Raw genomic sequence first — 17,916 nt, 5'->3', positions numbered from 1 at the left:
AAAAATAAATTCTCCGGTTTTATCTCCGGACTTTAATGAATAGACGTGGAGGTTGGTGAAGGGTTGGAAAAATTATAAAGAAAATGTGTAACCAACCGAAATGGTGAAGTTAAAAGATGTGTTGGAGGATTGGTTTAGATTGCTGGAAATTAAATCGTTGCCTGCGAAGATGTTTTTCAATCCCTGCCTGTAAAACGCACCTGCTGCCAGCGTTATTTTGTTCGTTACAGGAGCGAAATATTGGTATCCTGCAATGATGCCAAAGTCAGTTTTTGTATAATCTGTTGAGATGTCTGTTCTTTGGTTGCTGATAAATTGATGTGCATCATTTAAAAATGCAGAATAAAGGCCTGTTGAAAATGCATGGTTCAGATTTCTTTTAAATGGCCTGTAGCGGGCTCTTAAGGCAATGTCTGTATATTCCAGGTCAATGTTGTTGGAGACATATTTCCCCTGGTAGTACTCTTTGTAATGTTGGCCGGTTTGTCGGGCGAAACTGAACTGTCCTACTATCTCCCATCGCTCTGTAATGTTTCCGGAAATCCCGATCCCGTAATTTTGTTTTATGGTTGTCTGGTTGGCCGTAAAGTCTTGTGGATCGAACGCCTCTTTTGTTTTGGGGCTGATGAGCCAGGTATTTGCCAGTTCGCCAGCCGCAAAGATGGTAATTCTGGAAAGAATCTGATTTGTATTGCTTCTTTCAGGGAAGATTGGTTCTTGTTTCGGTTCCGGCATCTCAATATGGGCCTGAAGTGTTTCGTAATCTATGGACATTTTGGCTTCAGGGATGATGAAACTCATTGGGGAAAGCCTGTCCTTGTTGATTCCTATGTGGCCGGCGTTTCCCGCCATGGGAAACACAGGGGATGCAGTTTCGATGTGAAATGAATCCGGATTTACTATTATTGTCTGATTATCCGGTTCCGGTTGCAGGTCTGCCATCAGGATACTCTTATCAGTATCGTTTTTTTGTTTTTTCTGGGTTGACTGTATAGGAATAATTAGGGTGTGAGACATTTCCTGAAGGGAGCTGGTATCTGTTTGTAGCAGGGGAGGGGCAATGCTCTCAGGTTGATGCAGAGTTGTTGGGGGTGAGGATGAATTGATAGCAATGGGGGGTTCAGTGGTTGTTTGTCGAAAACGATTTATGAGCATTGTTCCTACTGAAAGCAACAAAAGAATACCGGCAGCAGAGGATGCCCGCCAAATCCAGATTTTCCGGCGGTCTTTCTGCAGTGATCTTTCGAGGCGTTCATACACATGGTCAATATCCAGATCATTCTGAATATCTTCCCATGTATAGTCAGGAGGCTCTTCCTGGCCTGAATCTACTGTGTTTTTATACCACTTAAGAAAGTCCATCTTTTTTGTGCATTAATTCTTTTACCCATCCCTGAAGCAATTGTCGCGCCCGGCTGAATTGCGACTTGGATGTTCCTGTTGTAATGTTCAGTTTTTCTGCAATTTCATGGTGTGTCATTCCCTCCAGAGCATATAAGTTGAATACAATTCTGGCTCCTTCCGGCAAGCGCGCTACCTGTTGGTGCAATTCATTCATGCTGATGGAAACAGTTTCTTCGTCTATCTCTTCCGTTTCCGGGATCTCCTCATTAATCAGCGGTACGTTTTTAATATTTCTTCGAATATGGTCAATTGCTGTATTGGTGACAATACGTCGAATCCAACCTTCAAAAGAACCCTGGTTTTTGTATGATTGAATATTTCTGAATATTTTCAAAAAAGAATCGTGTAAAACATCACTTGCCTGCTCCCGGTTTTGGGCATAACTAAGACACACCCCGTACATTTTCGGGGCAAAACGGCGATATAACAGTTCCTGATAATATCGCTTTTTTTCCTTGCAGCCTTCTATTACCTCCTCTTCAGGAAACAGTTCTTTCTCCATTCATGCTATTCAAAAACTAAAGAAAAAGACTCTTCAAGTCTTTCACTCATAGCTGTAAAAAAGGGTGTATCTTTTTCGTTGATATTGCTTATGATTATTTCGTTTCCCTCTGTGAGTTCCTCTTTTTTATGTTGAGCTAACAAAGGAATTGGGAAAAATTTGAAAAAGTAATCTGCATCCAGGTTAAGGGATGCCTGCTCTTTGTGGTCCTTATTCAGAATAATACTGTCGCCGGGTCTTCCGGCCTTTTTGGTTGCCTGGATCGTTACTTCCTGTTTCAGAACAAACTGATAATTGAAAGTGATTGTTGGTGATTTTCCCGGGGTAACTTCTCCTTGGAATTCCAATGCGGTGTGGTTCTCTGTGCCCATAAAAATCCTGAGTTCGAGTTTTTCGTACACCCCCTGAGGAATGTCAAAGGAAAGATGTTGGGACGTGGTTTTTCTCTCGTCCAGTTGAATCTCCAGGGGAGGATCAAAGGGAATGGTCTCATATACATCAGCACCCTGTTTTCTTATTCCTTCTATAATCATGTCGGTGATGAAAAAAGTGGCTTTAAAAATCTCCATTTTTTTAATTAATCCCGGAGGTGGGGTTTGCCCAAGGATGTCAGTATTACTTAGGGAACTGTTTTTGAGCAGAGCCTGACTTGATTGATAATCAATATCGCTTTTAACAAAGGGTATAAGGTCGAAGTTTACATCCACACTGGCGGGCAATGTCAGTTCGTCTTTTTGACATGCCCCCAGTATCAATGTTGTTAAAATCAGCAGATAGAACCTTTGTTTGCGCATTTTTTGTTGTTTTTGGTATTTTAAAGACGATGAAGAGCAAAAAAGGTTGGAATAAATTTCCTGTTTTATTTAAACAGATTAGCCTGTGTCCCCTTTACATTTGTTTCTATTACAAACAAAGACCCGCTTTGAGGATAAGTTTTTAGCTGTTCTTCCGATAGTCCCTCGCGTGCAGTAGTAATGTAGAGGGTGGTAAGATCAGACCCTCCGAATGCGCAGGAGGTAACGTTGGGAGCTGGTACTTCAATTTTCTCCATCAGGTTTCCGGTTTCCGGATCCCAACGATAAACGCCGTTGCCACCCCAGTGAGCTATCCAGAGTTTGCCTTCTGCATCAATGCTCATTCCGTCAGGACTTCCCTTTTCTTTGGGGACTTCCACTACAACCCGCTTATTGGAGATGGCTCCGGTTTCAGGCTCATAATCGTATGCTGCCACTTGTTGCGTCGGGGTATCAATGTAGTACATGATGTTTTTATTGGTATCCCAGACAATTCCATTGGAAATAGTGATGTTACTTTTTTTGATGTGCAGGCTGTCGTCCCCCAACATATAGAGTTTGGCAGCACCCTCTTTTGCTGTTTTTTCCATGGTTCCAACCCAAAAACGTCCTTCCGGATCACATTTGCCGTCGTTGAACCGCACATTGGAAAGTGCATCGGCCGGAAAATCAGCAATTTTTTGTTTGGTCCCGTCCTCTTTTAATCCGGAAATCCCTGTTTCCTGGGCTGCAATGGCAAAATATTCTCCGGTTGCCGGCACCACCGTACCTACCATACTTTCAAGAGAGATGTCGTGAATCATTCCTTTGCCTGGTTTGTACATATATACCTTGCCTCCGGTGATATCCACCCAAAGCAAAGCTTCTTTTTCGGGATGCCAGATAGCACCTTCCCCTAATTGGGCAGTTGGGGTGCTTTCGACAGGTTTAATGCCTGAAGAGCAGGAGGTTATAAGGATTATTGCTGAGAAGAATAAAAGGTTTTTCATGGTTTTTGTTTTTTCATGTGTATGAAGTATAAAAGTAATCATTTTCTGTGGGCAACAGAACGAGGTTGTTTCTGATTTTTAGTTTTTGACAGGTTGCTCCCCTTATTTCATCCTTTATTTGGTTTCATTCTCAATATTTCCATGATTATTTTCGTGATCCAAAATCAAATGTTAAAGATAAACGACAAATAATATGGACAAATTATTAATAGGAACAGAAACAGAGAAGAATTTGTTGAAAGCTTTTGCCGGTGAGTCTCAGGCACGCAGTCGCTACACCATGTTTGCCAGCCAGGCACGCAAGGAAGGATATCGTCAGATTGAGGCCATTTTTATGGAAACTGCCGAGCAGGAGTTGCAGCATGCCAAACGATTTTTTGATTTTCTTGAAGGTGGGGATGTGGAGATTACTGCTACCTATCCCGCCGGTAAAGTGGGCACTACAGCAGAGAACCTGGAAGCTGCTGCCATGGGGGAAAATGAAGAGTGGGAAGAGCTGTATCCCAAATTTGCTGAGGTTGCTGCTGCCGAAGGTTTTCAGAAAGTGGCCAATGCCTTTAAAAATATTGCTAAGGTAGAGAAGGAACATGAAGCCCGCTACCGAAAACTGAAGGCCAATGTGGACGAAGGAAAAGTTTTTGAGCGTGAGGAAAAAGTACGTTGGAGATGCCGCAAATGTGGTTTTGTTCATGAAGCTAATAAAGCGCCCAAGGCTTGTCCCGCCTGTAACCATCCGCAGGAACATTTCGAGATTGAGCCGGAGAATTACTAGGAAATAGCTATTTAGTGTTTGTCTATAAAGTCCAAATTCTGCGTTGTTGCTCAAAATATAAATCCTCAAACACACTAGTATTCTGCGGTTTAGATTTTTCACACGCCTTGAATTTGAACTTTCTAGCTCAAACACATGAAAAACGCTTAGTTTATGGACAGAGACTATTTAGTGCCCGTCTATAAAGTCAGGAAAGTTTCTGGCTGGAGCTGTGTCTGTTCAGAAAGTGCCAGTTACAAGGCTTGCGAAGTCCGAAAATACGGAGTTTACTTTTCGTAAATGAGTACTTTCCGGACAAGCGTAACGCAGTAAATGGTACTTTATGGACAGAGACTATTTAGTCTTCAGGCAGAAGGCAGAAGAGATTTTTTTATACAGAGGGTCTCACATCAAGCGAGTGAGGCCCTCTGTTCTTTATTTCTTACTGATTCAATTTTTTAATGACTTTGGCCGGATTGCCAACAGCCAGGCTGTCTGCAGGAATGTTTTTTGTGACTACCGCCCCTGCTCCAATCACAGCTCTGTCGCCAATGGTAACTCCCGGACAGATGGTGGCATGACCACCAATCCAGCACTCATCTCCAATGGTAACTGGCCGACAGTTTTCCCATTTTCTTCGATCCTCAATGTTTACAGGGTGTTCCGCTGTGTAGATGTGCACTCCCGGTGCAATGAGGGTTTTACGTCCAATGGTCACTCTGGCTCCATCAAGAATAACAGCTCCGAAGTTGATGAAAACACCATCACCGGCATAGATATTCTCTCCATAATCGCAGTAGAAGGGTGGTTCCAAATGTATATTTGGGGCTGAGTTGGGACACAGCTCATTCATCGTATCTTTAAAGTGGTCGGTATAATATTCGGTCACATTGAGCTTGTGTAATATGCGTTTTATCTTTGTACGTATGGCAATCATCTCTTCGCAATGAGCATCATAGGGCTCACCTGCGAGCATTTTTTCTTTTTCTGTTTTCATCCGTTTAAAATCTTGTAATTGCCTGATGTAGAATTAAATAAAAATTTGAGAACGAATTGAACCGCTTCGCTCTCACATCCTCTTTGGAGGTAAAAAACCATTTTCTTCGGTGACTCCCCCAGCCAGGGGGATAATAGCGCCGGATATCCAGGAGGCTTCATCAGATATCAGGAAATTCACCATATTGGCAATATCTACGGGTTCTCCTACTCTTTTTAGCGGATGACGCACTCTGGCACCCTCTATCATTTTGTCGTAATCTTCCCGACTGGTAAAAATGTTGTTGTCGAAATGCAGATGGGTTTTTACTAATCCCGGATTAATGGAGTTGACCCGGATGTTGTAGGGCCCTAAGTCGGCTACCAGAAAACGTGTAAGCATATCCAGCCCTGCTTTGGATACAGAATAGCCTATGCTGGTGCCCGGACGCAGCCCTGCAATAGACGAAATGTTGATTACGGAAGCTCCATTGGCTTTTTTCAGAAGGGGGAGCATTGTTTTTGCCATAAGAAAGGGGCCGGTAAGATTTACATTCAGCATCATTTGCCAGTCAGCAGGACTGAGTGTCTCCAGTGTTCCTATGCTAATGATTCCTGCACTATTGATGAGCCCATGCAATACGCCATATTGATTTTGAATATACGAAAACAGCTTGCCAATGCTTTCCTGACTGGAAACATCCCCTGGTATGAAATCCACTTTGTTTTTCAGTTGGGGCTTCTCTTTAACCGCACGTTCAATTTTCTCCTGATTTCGGCTTACAGAAATGACCTTGTAATTTTGACCTGTTAATTTCTCTGCAATGCTGAGTCCGATTCCCGAACTTCCGCCGGTTATGAGAATTACTTTTTTGTTATCCATAATTTTGTTTTTTCACGAAGGTAACAAACAGTAAGTGGAACTGGAACATTTCGGAGGTGAAGTTATGATTGTTTTATTGATTGCGACCATGGCCCGGATGTAGCTTTGTCGTAAAACGTTTTTATTCTACTCGAAAATAATATTCGCCCTCAGATTCATCTAAAAATCTCCATGAAATTTCACCACATGAATTAAAGCCTAGTAGATTAGGACTGTTTTGGATTGGATAATTATTGATAACATTTTTATGTCTATTTGCATTTTGAATTGTTGCATTTCTCCAGCTAATGGCATAATCTCCGATTAGCAGAGGTTTTAATCCAATTCTATATGTGTAAAGTAAATTATCTTTTTCTAAAACTGGTGACATATATAAGTCTGCATTTTTACAACGACCCAATGAATAGTCTCCTTTGTCTAATATTAACTTGAATTTATTCATTGCGTCTATGCAGTTTGAAGTTCCGTCAGGTTCAAATATTTTATAGATTGAAAAATAATCACCATTGGGAGACTCCAGGAATACAGAGTCATTCAATGATAGATTATATACTTGTGAAGAAATAATTCCTTTTATCCAAATGGTATCATTTAAAGAGAAAGATGATGCAGGTGATATATTTACTTTATAATCATTATACTTTAAAATTTCCTGATTTTCATCCTCGCATTGAAATGCCATTAAGAATGTCGAAATAATCAATAGCTTCCATAATCTTTTGAGAAGGATTCTTTGTTTCATGGGTTAGTTTAAATCTGGTTTTTAATGTTTTACAATTCAATTCATTGGTGTCCGGTTAATAGATTGATATTGCTTCTCTACGTTCGCAATGACGGGCCTCTGCCAACCTTGCTGAAAAACTTTTACGTGTTATTCCTGTCCTTAAACCTCCTGATTTTAATCTTCAAAACTGCAAAAAGTATGCTCATCAAAGGACTGATGATATTAAAAAAAGCATAAGGAAGATAATCAAAAGTGGCTACTCCCAGAATTCGGGATTGGGTTGCCCCACAGGTATTCCAAGGTATCAGTACGGAGGTCATGGTACCTGAATCTTCCAGCGTGCGGCTCAAAACCTCTGGTTTCAGTCCTTTCTCTTCATAGGCTTTTTTGAACATACGCCCGGGGACTACAATGGAGATGTATTGATCGGAAGCCGTGGTGTTGAAGAAGATGCAGGTTCCCACAGTGGATGTCACCAATGCCCCTGTTGATTTGGCCATCTTCATAATCGGTCGTGTGATGCGGGTAAGGAGTCCTCCGGCTTCCATGACTCCGCCAAACACCATGGCAGAAAGAATCAGCCAAATGGTGTCCAGCATCCCGCGCATCCCGGAAGTATTCAAAAGAGCGTTAACGGTAGAGTTTGTTGTTGAGAGTTGCACATCGCCAAACATTGCCTGCATCACTGATATGTAGGAGGCTTTCACGAAACCCACTCCTTTGCCTGCCACTTCCTGAATGGTTTCCGGTTGAAAGATAATGGCAAAGAGTCCGCCCAGTAAGGTTCCGATCATAAGTGCCGGGAGAGGGGGCATTTTAAGAATAATGATGGTCAATAAAATTGACGGAACCAGAAAAAGCCATGGCGAAATGTTAAAGGAACCTTCGATGGCTGCTTTTACGGTTTCTGTACTTGTGATGGTGGTTCCAAAATTGTAATTGATGCCGATAATTGCGAAGATAATCAGGGTGATGGTCATGCTGGGAACCGTGGTGTAAAACATATACCTGATGTGCGTGAAGAGGTCGGTGCCAGCCATGGCCGGTGCCAGGTTGGTGGTGTCGCTCAGTGGCGATATTTTGTCGCCAAAATAGGCTCCTGAAATAATGGCGCCGGCAGTAACGGCATCATTTACACCGATGGCTTTTCCAATTCCTAACAGGGCAATTCCAATGGTCGCAATGGTGGACCACGAACTTCCGGTCGCAACCGAAACGATGGCACAAACGATTACGGCAGTAATCAGGAATACGTGAGGATTTATAATATCCATACCGTAATAGATCATTGCCGGAACTACCCCGCTAATCATCCAGGTTCCTGCCAGGGAGCCTATCAGCAATAAAATTAACATGGAGGGCATAGCCGAACCGATGGTTTTTACGATGTGATTTTTGGTATTAGCCCAGCTTAGCCCGTTGCGCGAAACAATGATGCCTCCCAGTGATGCTGCCAGTAACAAAGCAATCTGGTTGGCACCTCCCAGTGTATCATCAAACAGAAATACATTAGCCGTAAGTAACCCAATCAGGAACAGGATGGGAAGAAGTGCTTCGAACAGAGATGTGTTTTTGGAATCAGGCATGTTAAAAATTAAAGTGTGTTCTGACAGCAAATATAAGCACATCTTCATCAATTCCACTGGCATTTCGGATTCCCTGGACGTGGGGCGAGATGTGAATCCATTGATTGATCTGTCTTCTGAAATACAATTCTGCCACTTGTTCTTTTTCTATCTGATCATTATCCGAGAAGTTTTCGCCATAAGCCATCCCTATTGCCAGGGTCTGGTTTGCAATGATTCTTACAAATCGTGTTCCCGCGCTCCATGCTTCTTTGATGCCCCGGAACTGTGCCACATTGTCTTCATTTTGTCCATAACGACCAAAAAAGTGGTAGGCGCCAAACAGGATTTTATCAAAGCTAATCCCCCACCCGCATCCGTGATTGGCCAACGGGTGTTGGTAGCCGTATATTCGAAGGTTAGATTCGAAGCCGGTGCCTGGTAAAACCGTCCATCCCAGACTGCCGATTCTATAGATGTCTTCGAATATTTCATCACCTGAATTATCTGCACTTGAGGCTCCGAACTGAAAGTGGTATTTATCAAGCAAGGTGGTTCTTAATCTCACTCCCGGTCCATTGCCGGGAACTGCAAAAGCAGCACTGTTGATAAATGCTCCGCTGATGAATTGCATCGTTTCGTCATTGGCCGAGGAGTTGTTATCGAAGTAGTTGGTCAGATCAATCTTTCCTGCAGTTATGGTAATTGCCTTATTCAGCATGGTGAATTCAGTCCATGCTTCCAGAATGGTGAGCCTGTCGGTGCCGTCAGAAGATTGGGTGGAGCCTGCATCACCATTGATTCCGGCCATATTTGGATAGTATTTGTCGGGCCCGTTGCCGCCAATTGCTTCCAAATCGAAAAAGAGCAAGGAATTGGGACTAAAAGCTGTATGGGCATAAATGTCGAATGAGCCGGTAAAAGTATTGTGATGATCTTTTCTGTTGCGGGAGTTTTGATAAATCGATGTCGCTCCTCCGTTAAATTGTAATCGCCCCGGTTGTTTTGTGATCGCCTGTAATAGGGCATCAACTCTTCCGCGTCGTGAACGTGACTGGAAATTTTCATCTGTAGTTTCGTTGGGGTCAAAAATGCTGATTAATTGGTTCATATCTGAATGACTGGAATCCACCGCCTGGCGCAACTCATTGATGGCTCCCTGCATTTGCCGGAAGGCTTGTTTTAAGGAGTCAAGTTCTGCGTCTGTTTTGGTATGTCTGACAGAGTCGTTTTCAGTAGTTGTCTGACTGTTTATTTGTGCTGAAATCAAAAGTAGTATGAGTAATACAAACTGTTTTGGGGAGGAGGGAATCGCCGTAGATAATATTCTCATAGCAAAACAATGATTTAGTGAAGGTTAATAAAAACAAACCTTATTTCTAATTGACAAATTATTAAATTTTCAGACCGAAAGCAAAACTTCAGAGCAATGCTCTCTGCCGTGCAAAAAAACCATATACATAATTATTGTGTGCAAAGAGCAGTAATATTCTGATCAAAAAAAGACAGGTTTCTCAGGTCATTTTTATTTTAAAATAACAATAAACCTGAGTTTTTGCTTTTATTATTTGAGAAAGGTTGTAAAATGAACTATCAGGCAAAACATAGAATCCTATAGGATTGGTTGAACCCGATTGCGGTGCTTGTTGTTTAGGAAATGTATAACAGTTTTTTTCTTTTTAAAATATGCTCCATGAAAAAGGTGCTTTTTATTGTTCTTCTGATATTGGCTTTTGTTGTGCCGATTGATAGTCAGTCAATTGAAGAGGTGAACTTTGAAGAGTTGTCTCCGCTGCTTCACCAAAACAACGATACCACATATGTTGTGAATTTCTGGGCAACCTGGTGCAAACCATGTGTGGAGGAGATACCTCATTTTCTGGAGGTGGCATCGGAGATGAAAGATGAAAAAGTGAAGTTTGTTTTTGTGAGTCTTGATTTTCCGACTCAAAAAGATAGTCGGTTATTACCATTCATTGAGAAACACCGGATTGGAGAGCAGGTAATACTGTTGAATGATCCTAATAGTAATGAGTGGATAAATAAAGTCGATCCAACCTGGTCGGGAGCGATTCCCGCCACTATGATTTACAGAGGTGACAGTAGGAATTTTCACGAAAGTTCCCTTTCAAAAGAAAAATTAATATCCATAATTAAATCAATAAAGTTATGAAGAAGCTGATGATGAGTCTGACAGTGGCATTTTTTGCCGTTGCTGTCACAGGACAGGGATATGCTCCCGGTGATGAAGCAAGAGATTTCCGGCTGAAAAATGTGGATGATGGTTTGGTGTCAATGGCCGATTTCCCTGATGCAAAAGGTTTCATTGTGATTTTTACCACCAATCACTGTCCTTATGCGGTTGCCTATGAAGACAGGATTATTGCGCTGGATAAAAAGTTTAAAAGCAGTGGGTATCCCGTAATTGCTATAAATCCTAACGATCCGGTGGCCTATCCTTCCGATTCTTTTGAAAACATGAAGGTGAGGGCAGAGGAGAAGGGTTTTACCTTTCCATATTTGTTTGATGAGACCCAGGAAATTGCCAAAACTTACGGAGCTACCCGTACGCCTCATGTATATCTGGTAAACAAGGAAGTCGGTAAGTTGATTGTAAGATACATCGGGGCAATTGACGACAACTATCAGGATGCATCTGCGGTAAAGGAGAAATATGTTGCAGCCGCTATCACGAGCCTGCAAGCAGGAGAGCCTGTTGATCCTAAAGAGACAAAAGCCATTGGGTGCAGTATCAAATGGAAGTAAGTTGATTGTGGGTATATTATCGTTAAAAAAGAAAAGGGCCTTTCCGAATTATCAGAAAGGCCCTTTTTTGGCTATGAAAAAAAGAGTTTTGTTGAATTTCTTTCTTCCGGGGATAACGGCATCAGATATAGGTTTAATTGACCTCAGGCGGATAATTTAAGTTTTACTCAACCTTTTTCCCCCATATTGCAGTTCCGTTCTCCATGATACCGGAAAAAAGAATGGTTTCTTTTTCGTTCTCCCAGTCCCATCCTGTAAAAACAGTACATTTTGCATCGTTTATTTCAAGGAGCTCACCATCAAAGGTCCACTGATTAATACATTCATGGTTGATTTTGCCATCATCGGAAAGTTCCAGTTTTTCAGATACGTTGAAAGCACTTTTGTCATAGGTCCAACCTCCGGGAGGAATCTGGCCCTGCCAAAGTTCTGTTTGATCTACAAGATCTTTGAAATGTATGACTTCCCATGTTCCGGGAATTTCCCCGGAGTTAATGCTTTTATCTTTCAATCCTGCGTATCGCTCGGGCGAAACAACAGGCCATCCGGATGGAAGCCATTTCATCTCCCTGACGTGCATTCTCATCTGCAGATTATCAGGAGCCAGACGTCCCTGATGTAGCATGAAAAACTTACCATTGTCGCTAAGAACGCCACAATGTCCGTTGCCTGACCAGCCGGGATGGTTTTCAAACATATAAGAATGAGTCAGCATTGGGTAGTTGTTGGTCTCTTCCGCCATATCGTTCCCAAAATAGTCCAGAAAAGGACCATTAGGATTGTCTGAACGGCCAACACGTATATTGTAGAATGTGAACAACGGATCGTAGGATACAAAGAGATAGTATTGGTCAAATTCAGGATGGTAAATGATTTCGGGGGCTTCGATTACACGCGTTTCTTTATTCCCTCTTGTGGCAACCAGGTTGCCTTGATCTCCCGGTGTTTTTGCCAGTCCGGTTTCTTCATCCAGTTCCATGACATGTAAACCACCAAAATAAGATCCATAATGCATCCAGACCTTATCGGTTTTTTTGTCCTTAATGACTGAGGCATCAATGGCATTCATAACACTTGAAGTGTCGGTTTTTACGACGACTCCTTTGTCGGTGAATGGGCCTTCGGGCGATCGGGCTTCTGCAAGTCCGATGTAAGATGCCTGTGAGCCAAAGCTGGAAACAGAGTAATAAATCCTATAGGTATCATTGTGTTTGTATATATAGGGAGCCCACATATTGTCAGCGCCTTTGTTGCCAGTGTATGAGTGAACATGGTCAATGGCCGGTTGAGGGATGGACTCGAGCGCCCATCCTGCGAATTCCCAGTTGACCAGGTCTTTGGATCTGCGAATGGGGATATTTCCCATTTTTTCGTCAGTGTCGTTGAACTTAACTCCTCGTTTTATATAGTAGGCATCGGTGGAGTAAACGTAGTAAAAACTGTCTGTCTTGATGATGGAGGGATCATGAACGTTTGCTGTTCCCCATTTGTCTCTTTGCGACAGCGGAGTGATGTCAGCGTAATCATCCTTGTACGGATTGGTTTCCGGGGAGGGGGCTTTTTCATTGCATCCCATTGCCAATATCAGAATGGCCAGTGAAGCAGGAAAGAAGATTTTTAAAATGTTCATCGCAAAATTTGATTAAATTACCATTAAAAAGGGTAGGAATAAACTGTTTTCAAATGTATTTACAACGCAGGGAAACAGGGAGGATGAAATGTGAAAAGTAGGGGACTGTTGAATAATTGTTTGTCTTGCGGCGTTTATTTGTTCTGGTTTCTTTTAAATTTATGCCTGTATAAAATGATTCAGCATATTGCAGGTTATCTGTTTTACAGGTTTTAATGGCTCGAATTTTTCAAATTGAGTGGAGGTTCTAATACTTCTTTGGCAGACGGAGATTAATATATTGAAAGCTGTTGAATAGCAATCCGGGCAACTTCAGTCTTGTTGCTCAAAGATTTTCGCTCTTTTTTAAGGAAACGATCAAGTGTCAAAGCAGTTCTAATATGAAAAAAATAACGATGGGATTACTTAGGAGGACATTATTCTTTTTTCTTTTTTTTGTTTGCACTCCCCTGCTTTTTCTTGTCAGAGGAGAGTTTAGTTACCATGTTCAGTATCTGACCATTGATCAGGGTTTGCCTCAGAATACGGTAAATGATATTTTACGTGATCAGGATGGTTTTATGTGGTTTGCCACCGGAAACGGTCTTAGTCGTTATGATGGATACGATTTTACAAATTATTGGAAACCTGATCTTCCTTCCAATCTTATAAATGCACTTACTCAAAGCCATGAAAATTATATATGGGTGGGAACTTCCCAGGGTTTGATGCGATACGATAAGGTTAACGAAGAATTCGAGGAGATTTTATTATCGGATCATCCGGAGCATTCCTTCAATGTTGTAGCTCTTTATGCAGATACGGATAATCGTGTTTGGGTGGGGACTTATGAAAACGGACTGTTTTTACTTAAAGAGAACGAAGATACTTTGGATATCAGTCATTATGATTCAGGTAACAGTTTGCTTCCCGGAGATCATGTGGCTTCATTTGGGAAGATGAAAGATGGTCGTTTATTGATAGGCACTAACCATGGTATTGCCGTTTTTGATAACCAGCGTTCCGGCATTCACCTGTTTTCGCATGCTGGTTTACAGGATGCCATGATACTTTCCATATTTGAGAGCAGAGAAGGCGACCTGTGGGTAGGAACACTTAACGGATTGTGGGTATATAATCCTGTTTCGGGGAGAGATGAGTGGTTTTTTCATGATCCACTGGATGATTCTTCTCTTAGCCACAACAGGGTCAACTCTATTGTACAGGACTTTAGAGGTAATGTTTATGTGGGATCTCTGGGCGGAATAGATGTCTTTAAAGCGGTTAGTAATTCTTTTGAATCATTTCCTTTCAATACCATTGATGAATTTTCCCTCAACAGCATTTTTATTAACACTGTGGATATTGACAAAGAGGGAAATGTGTGGGTAGGAACGGAAAAGGGTGGCGTCAATCATTTCAACCTTTACCAAAAGCCTTTTAATTACATTATTCATGAGCCGAACAATTCCAATAGTTTGTCTCACAATGCTATAAATTCAATTTATGGTGATGATGATGTTTTGTGGATTGGCACTGCAGGTGGAGGCTTAAATAAATTTGATCGCCGCACCGGGAAATTTGACCGATTCCGTCATGAGCCCGGAAAACCTTCTTCCCTACCTTCTGATTATGTGACAGCCATTACGAAAACACCAGGAGGAACTCTATGGGTGGGAACATGGGGTAGCGGACTTGCTAAAATGATGCCTGACGGAACATTTCGAACAGTGATTCCACCTGTTCCCAATCCTGAAACAAATTATCAGAATGCTTTCATTTCATCGTTGCTTTACGATACCAGGGGATATTTGTTTGTTGGTACGGAAGGCGGGCTGGCGATTCTTAATCTTAGCACGGAGACTTTTATCGATATAAACCAGGATGAAAATGCTCTTGTTCAGATCAGTGAAATTGGTTGTTTGATGAAAGATGACAAAAATAATCTTTGGATAGGAACCCGTAATGGATTGTTTAAATTCCCTGTTAATGCACTTGAGCTTCCGTTTAAAGCAATTTGTACATCCAATCAGCTTCGGGTATTCAAAAGCAATAATACCGAGGGTTTTCCGGGCAACTATATTACTTCGCTTGCTCAGGATATGGATGGGAATATATGGATTGGTACTTATGGAGATGGACTGGTAGAGGTTACTGCCGATACCGGGTACACCTTCAGGCAATACAATAAATCTGATGGGTTAAGCAACAATGTAATCTATGCAATTCAGGAAGATGTGGCCGGATTTATCTGGGTAAGTACAGACTATGGACTTTCAAGGATAAACAGTAAAACCGGGCAGATTGATAATTATTTTGCCGATGATGGTTTACTGAGTGATCAGTTTTACTGGTCTGCTTCTTTTAAGTCTGATGAAGGAGAGTTGTTTTTTGGAAGTATCAATGGAGTGAATCATTTCTTCCCTTCCGGTTTTCCTGTTTATCCGCATGAGCCGGAGGTTACCATCTCCTCGCTGAAGATTTTTAATTCTGAAGTTGAAGTGGGGGATAAAAGGAATGGTAAAGTTGTTCTTAAAAATCCCGTTCAGGATGTTGAGGAAATTTCGCTCTCGTACAAAGACAATGTGTTTTCACTTGAGTTTACAGCATTGGATTACTTTCTCACCCGAAAGATAAAATATGCTTATCAGCTGGAAGGGGTTGACCGCGACTGGGTGGAGGTAAGTTCTAATCAGCGATCCGCTTCCTATACTAATTTGAAAGGAGGTACTTATCTGTTTAAAGTAAAGGCCAGTAATAGCGACGGCCGTTGGAGCGATGAGGTAACCTCCATGCGAATAGTTATTCGGCCACCTTTCTGGCAAACTACATGGTTCCTTGTTTTACTAACCATTGCAGTGATTGCAGGGACTATTTTGTACATCAGGCACCATACTAAACGCTTGGTACTTGAAAAGGAGACACTTGAACGAACTGTACGCGCAAGGACTGAAAAGATAGCTGAACAGAATGAGCACATGAGGCATCAGGCCGAAGAGCTTAAAGCGACAAATACCGACCTGCAGAGGAAAAGTGATGAGGTGGAAGGTCAGAAACTTCAACTGGAGGAGAAAAACAGGGAAATTCTTCTGCAGCGTGATAAGTTGCTTCAGCTCAATGAGGAGATTGAGAGTATTAATCAAAGCCGATTGCGGTTTTTTACCAATATCTCTCATGAATTCAGGACTCCGTTAACCCTTATCATTTCCCCCGTAGAGCGTTTGCTGAAAGAGATGCACCTTCCCGGGATGGCCCACGAGTTATTGACATCGGTTCAACGTAATGCTCGCAGACTGAATCTGTTGATTGACCAGCTGTTGATGTTCAGAAAGATTGAGACTGGAAATCTTTCGGTGAGAATAACCAATAGTAATCTTTCATCTTTTATTTCTGAAGTATTTCATGCCTATGATGTGCTCGCCAGACAAAAGAATATTATTTATATAAAGAATGTGGAACTTAAAGGTGACAGTTATTGGTATGATGATGAGAAGCTTGAGAATATTCTGTACAATCTTTTGTCCAATGCTTTTAAATATACTCCTGAGGGTGGAGAGATAAACTTGAAGGTAACGGAACAACATTCGGAAAATCAGAAGCCTTCCCTTTCTATTGAAGTGACCGATACCGGGGTTGGAATTAAAGAAGAGCAAATGGAGAATATCTTTAAAAGGTTCTATCGTACAACCGGTGATAACCTTACAAAAGGTACCGGCATCGGTTTGGCTTTGACCAAAGATCTGGTGGACGTTATGAATGGCTCCATTGTTGTAGCCCGAAACGGTGTTCAGGGAAGTCGTTTTATCGTGACGATACCTTTCAGGAAGGAAGATTTTCCCGGTGCTGAGGTGAATGAACTGCCAACGTATGACTCTGCTGAAATCAACAATAAGGTACAGGTCGTTCTGGATAATATTAAAGAGGAGGAGGTTTTTCTGGGCTTGAATGAAGACGGAAATACCGATGAGGTTACTGTACTGATTGTAGAAGACAACAAAGAACTCGCATTATTTATTGCCAACTCGTTGAGTGGTCCGTATCATGTGCAGGTAGCTGAAAATGGGAAAATCGGTTACGATATGGCTCGTAAGAATCCACCTGATTTGATTATTTCGGATGTGATGATGCCCGAAATGGATGGTATTGAGATGTGTCGTCAGATAAAAAATAATCTCTATACAAGTCATGTTCCGGTTATCATGTTGTCGGCAAAGGCATTGCTTGAAGATCAGTTACAGGGGTTACAGTTTGGAGCTGATGACTATATTTCCAAACCTTTCAATCTGGATATTCTGAAGGCGAAAGTTCACAATGTCATTGAGACACGTCGAAAAATCAGAAGTCTTTTTACTGCCCGGGCAGATATCCCCCAGGTAAATCAGGAAAGCGAGTCTCTGGATGATAAGTTTTTGTCCAAAGCATACGATGTGCTGGAACAGTCCTACAGCAATCCGGATTTTAGCGTAGAGATGTTTTCAGACAGTATGTTTGTGAGTCGATCATTGCTTTACAAGAAACTTAAAGCTTTGGTGGACTTGTCGCCCAACGACTTTATTGCCATTTACAGACTGAAGAAAGCTCGTCCGCTCATCTTGTCTAAAGAGATGTCGGTGAGTGAGGTGGCTTACAGTGTCGGGTTTAACGATCCCAAGTATTTTAGCCGTGTGTTTAAGAAGTTTTTTAAGAAGACACCAAGTGAATATCTGGAATAGGTACTTTGTTTTCGGCTATGCCAGATTGGACTTTGCACAATTTCCTGGTTTTTGTTCATTAAAGTGATTGTGCGACTATTCTCTTGCCTGTCTTATGTATAAGGCAGGTCAAAATAGTATGATCCAATATCAAGAAATATCTATAATTCCTACGATAATCAAGAATATCGATAATTTAGTCGATAAATAGTCATATCGACTTAATAGTCTATATTTTTGACAATCTTATTTATTTGTTTTAT

14 protein-coding genes are annotated in these 17,916 nt (G+C 41.7%); 4 read left to right on the top strand and 10 right to left on the bottom strand.

Annotation, left to right across the window (positions count from 1 at the left end):
• Positions 1 to 72: 72 nt before the first annotated feature.
• The 4 genes from W7W_RS0113010 to W7W_RS0112995 all read right to left on the bottom strand — a co-directional run bounded on the left by W7W_RS0113010 (position 73) and on the right by W7W_RS0112995 (position 3,689).
• Complete coding sequence (locus W7W_RS0113010) at positions 73 to 1,362, bottom strand: porin family protein (protein ID WP_010664170.1); 1,290 nt, start codon at positions 1,360 to 1,362, stop codon at positions 73 to 75.
• Positions 1,349 to 1,906 (bottom strand): RNA polymerase sigma factor, encoded by a 558-nt coding sequence (locus tag W7W_RS0113005; protein ID WP_010664169.1) that lies wholly within the window; start codon positions 1,904 to 1,906, stop codon positions 1,349 to 1,351. The genes W7W_RS0113010 and W7W_RS0113005 overlap by 14 nt, the downstream gene beginning before the upstream one ends.
• Before the next feature lie 5 nt (positions 1,907 to 1,911).
• Positions 1,912 to 2,700 carry a hypothetical protein gene (locus W7W_RS0113000; RefSeq protein WP_010664168.1) on the bottom strand — a complete coding sequence of 263 codons (789 nt, stop codon included), beginning with the start codon at positions 2,698 to 2,700 and terminating at the stop codon, positions 1,912 to 1,914.
• Between the two features lie 65 nt (positions 2,701 to 2,765).
• Complete coding sequence (locus W7W_RS0112995; RefSeq protein WP_010664167.1) at positions 2,766 to 3,689, bottom strand: SMP-30/gluconolactonase/LRE family protein; 924 nt, start codon at positions 3,687 to 3,689, stop codon at positions 2,766 to 2,768.
• Positions 3,690 to 3,882: 193 nt separating this feature from the next.
• On the opposite strand from W7W_RS0112995, the gene rbr reads away from it, so the two are divergent.
• Positions 3,883 to 4,461, top strand: coding sequence for a rubrerythrin (gene rbr, locus W7W_RS0112990; protein ID WP_010664166.1), 579 nt, complete (start codon positions 3,883 to 3,885; stop codon positions 4,459 to 4,461).
• A gap of 421 nt (positions 4,462 to 4,882) precedes the next feature.
• Here rbr and W7W_RS0112985 read toward each other — a convergent pair whose 3' ends face one another.
• The 5 genes from W7W_RS0112985 to W7W_RS0112965 all read right to left on the bottom strand — a co-directional run bounded on the left by W7W_RS0112985 (position 4,883) and on the right by W7W_RS0112965 (position 9,920).
• Positions 4,883 to 5,437, bottom strand: coding sequence for a sugar O-acetyltransferase (locus tag W7W_RS0112985; protein WP_010664165.1), 555 nt, complete (start codon positions 5,435 to 5,437; stop codon positions 4,883 to 4,885).
• A gap of 72 nt (positions 5,438 to 5,509) precedes the next feature.
• Positions 5,510 to 6,298 carry an SDR family NAD(P)-dependent oxidoreductase gene (locus W7W_RS0112980; protein ID WP_010664164.1) on the bottom strand — a complete coding sequence of 263 codons (789 nt, stop codon included), beginning with the start codon at positions 6,296 to 6,298 and terminating at the stop codon, positions 5,510 to 5,512.
• Between the two features lie 121 nt (positions 6,299 to 6,419).
• Positions 6,420 to 7,040 carry a hypothetical protein gene (locus W7W_RS0112975; RefSeq protein WP_010664163.1) on the bottom strand — a complete coding sequence of 207 codons (621 nt, stop codon included), beginning with the start codon at positions 7,038 to 7,040 and terminating at the stop codon, positions 6,420 to 6,422.
• Between the two features lie 122 nt (positions 7,041 to 7,162).
• The gene (nhaC, locus tag W7W_RS0112970) at positions 7,163 to 8,608 is read right to left on the bottom strand and encodes a Na+/H+ antiporter NhaC (protein WP_010664162.1); all 1,446 of its coding nucleotides are present in this window, start codon (positions 8,606 to 8,608) and stop codon (positions 7,163 to 7,165) included.
• A gap of 1 nt (position 8,609) precedes the next feature.
• On the bottom strand, positions 8,610 to 9,920 hold the full coding sequence (locus tag W7W_RS0112965; RefSeq protein ID WP_148660934.1) for a carbohydrate porin: 1,311 nt from the start codon (positions 9,918 to 9,920) through the stop codon (positions 8,610 to 8,612).
• Between the two features lie 360 nt (positions 9,921 to 10,280).
• Here W7W_RS0112965 and W7W_RS0112960 point away from each other — a divergent pair, with 360 nt between their 5' ends.
• Together W7W_RS0112960 and W7W_RS0112955 are read left to right on the top strand one after the other, a co-directional pair.
• Complete coding sequence (locus tag W7W_RS0112960; RefSeq protein WP_010664160.1) at positions 10,281 to 10,760, top strand: TlpA family protein disulfide reductase; 480 nt, start codon at positions 10,281 to 10,283, stop codon at positions 10,758 to 10,760.
• Positions 10,757 to 11,353, top strand: coding sequence for a thioredoxin family protein (locus W7W_RS0112955; RefSeq protein ID WP_010664159.1), 597 nt, complete (start codon positions 10,757 to 10,759; stop codon positions 11,351 to 11,353). Before W7W_RS0112960 ends, W7W_RS0112955 begins: the two co-directional genes overlap by 4 nt.
• 163 nt (positions 11,354 to 11,516) lie before the next feature.
• On the opposite strand, the gene W7W_RS0112950 is transcribed toward W7W_RS0112955, so the two are convergent.
• Positions 11,517 to 12,983, bottom strand: coding sequence for an arabinan endo-1,5-alpha-L-arabinosidase (locus tag W7W_RS0112950; RefSeq protein WP_010664158.1), 1,467 nt, complete (start codon positions 12,981 to 12,983; stop codon positions 11,517 to 11,519).
• Between the two features lie 380 nt (positions 12,984 to 13,363).
• On the opposite strand from W7W_RS0112950, the gene W7W_RS0112945 reads away from it, so the two are divergent.
• Positions 13,364 to 17,674, top strand: coding sequence for a hybrid sensor histidine kinase/response regulator transcription factor (locus tag W7W_RS0112945; protein WP_029510602.1), 4,311 nt, complete (start codon positions 13,364 to 13,366; stop codon positions 17,672 to 17,674).
• The last annotated feature ends 242 nt before the right edge of the window (positions 17,675 to 17,916 follow it).

It is taken from the genome of Marinilabilia salmonicolor JCM 21150 (assembly GCF_000259075.1).
Lineage (GTDB): Bacteria > Bacteroidota > Bacteroidia > Bacteroidales > Marinilabiliaceae > Marinilabilia > Marinilabilia salmonicolor.
This window is presented reverse-complemented; position numbering and strand designations above follow the sequence as displayed.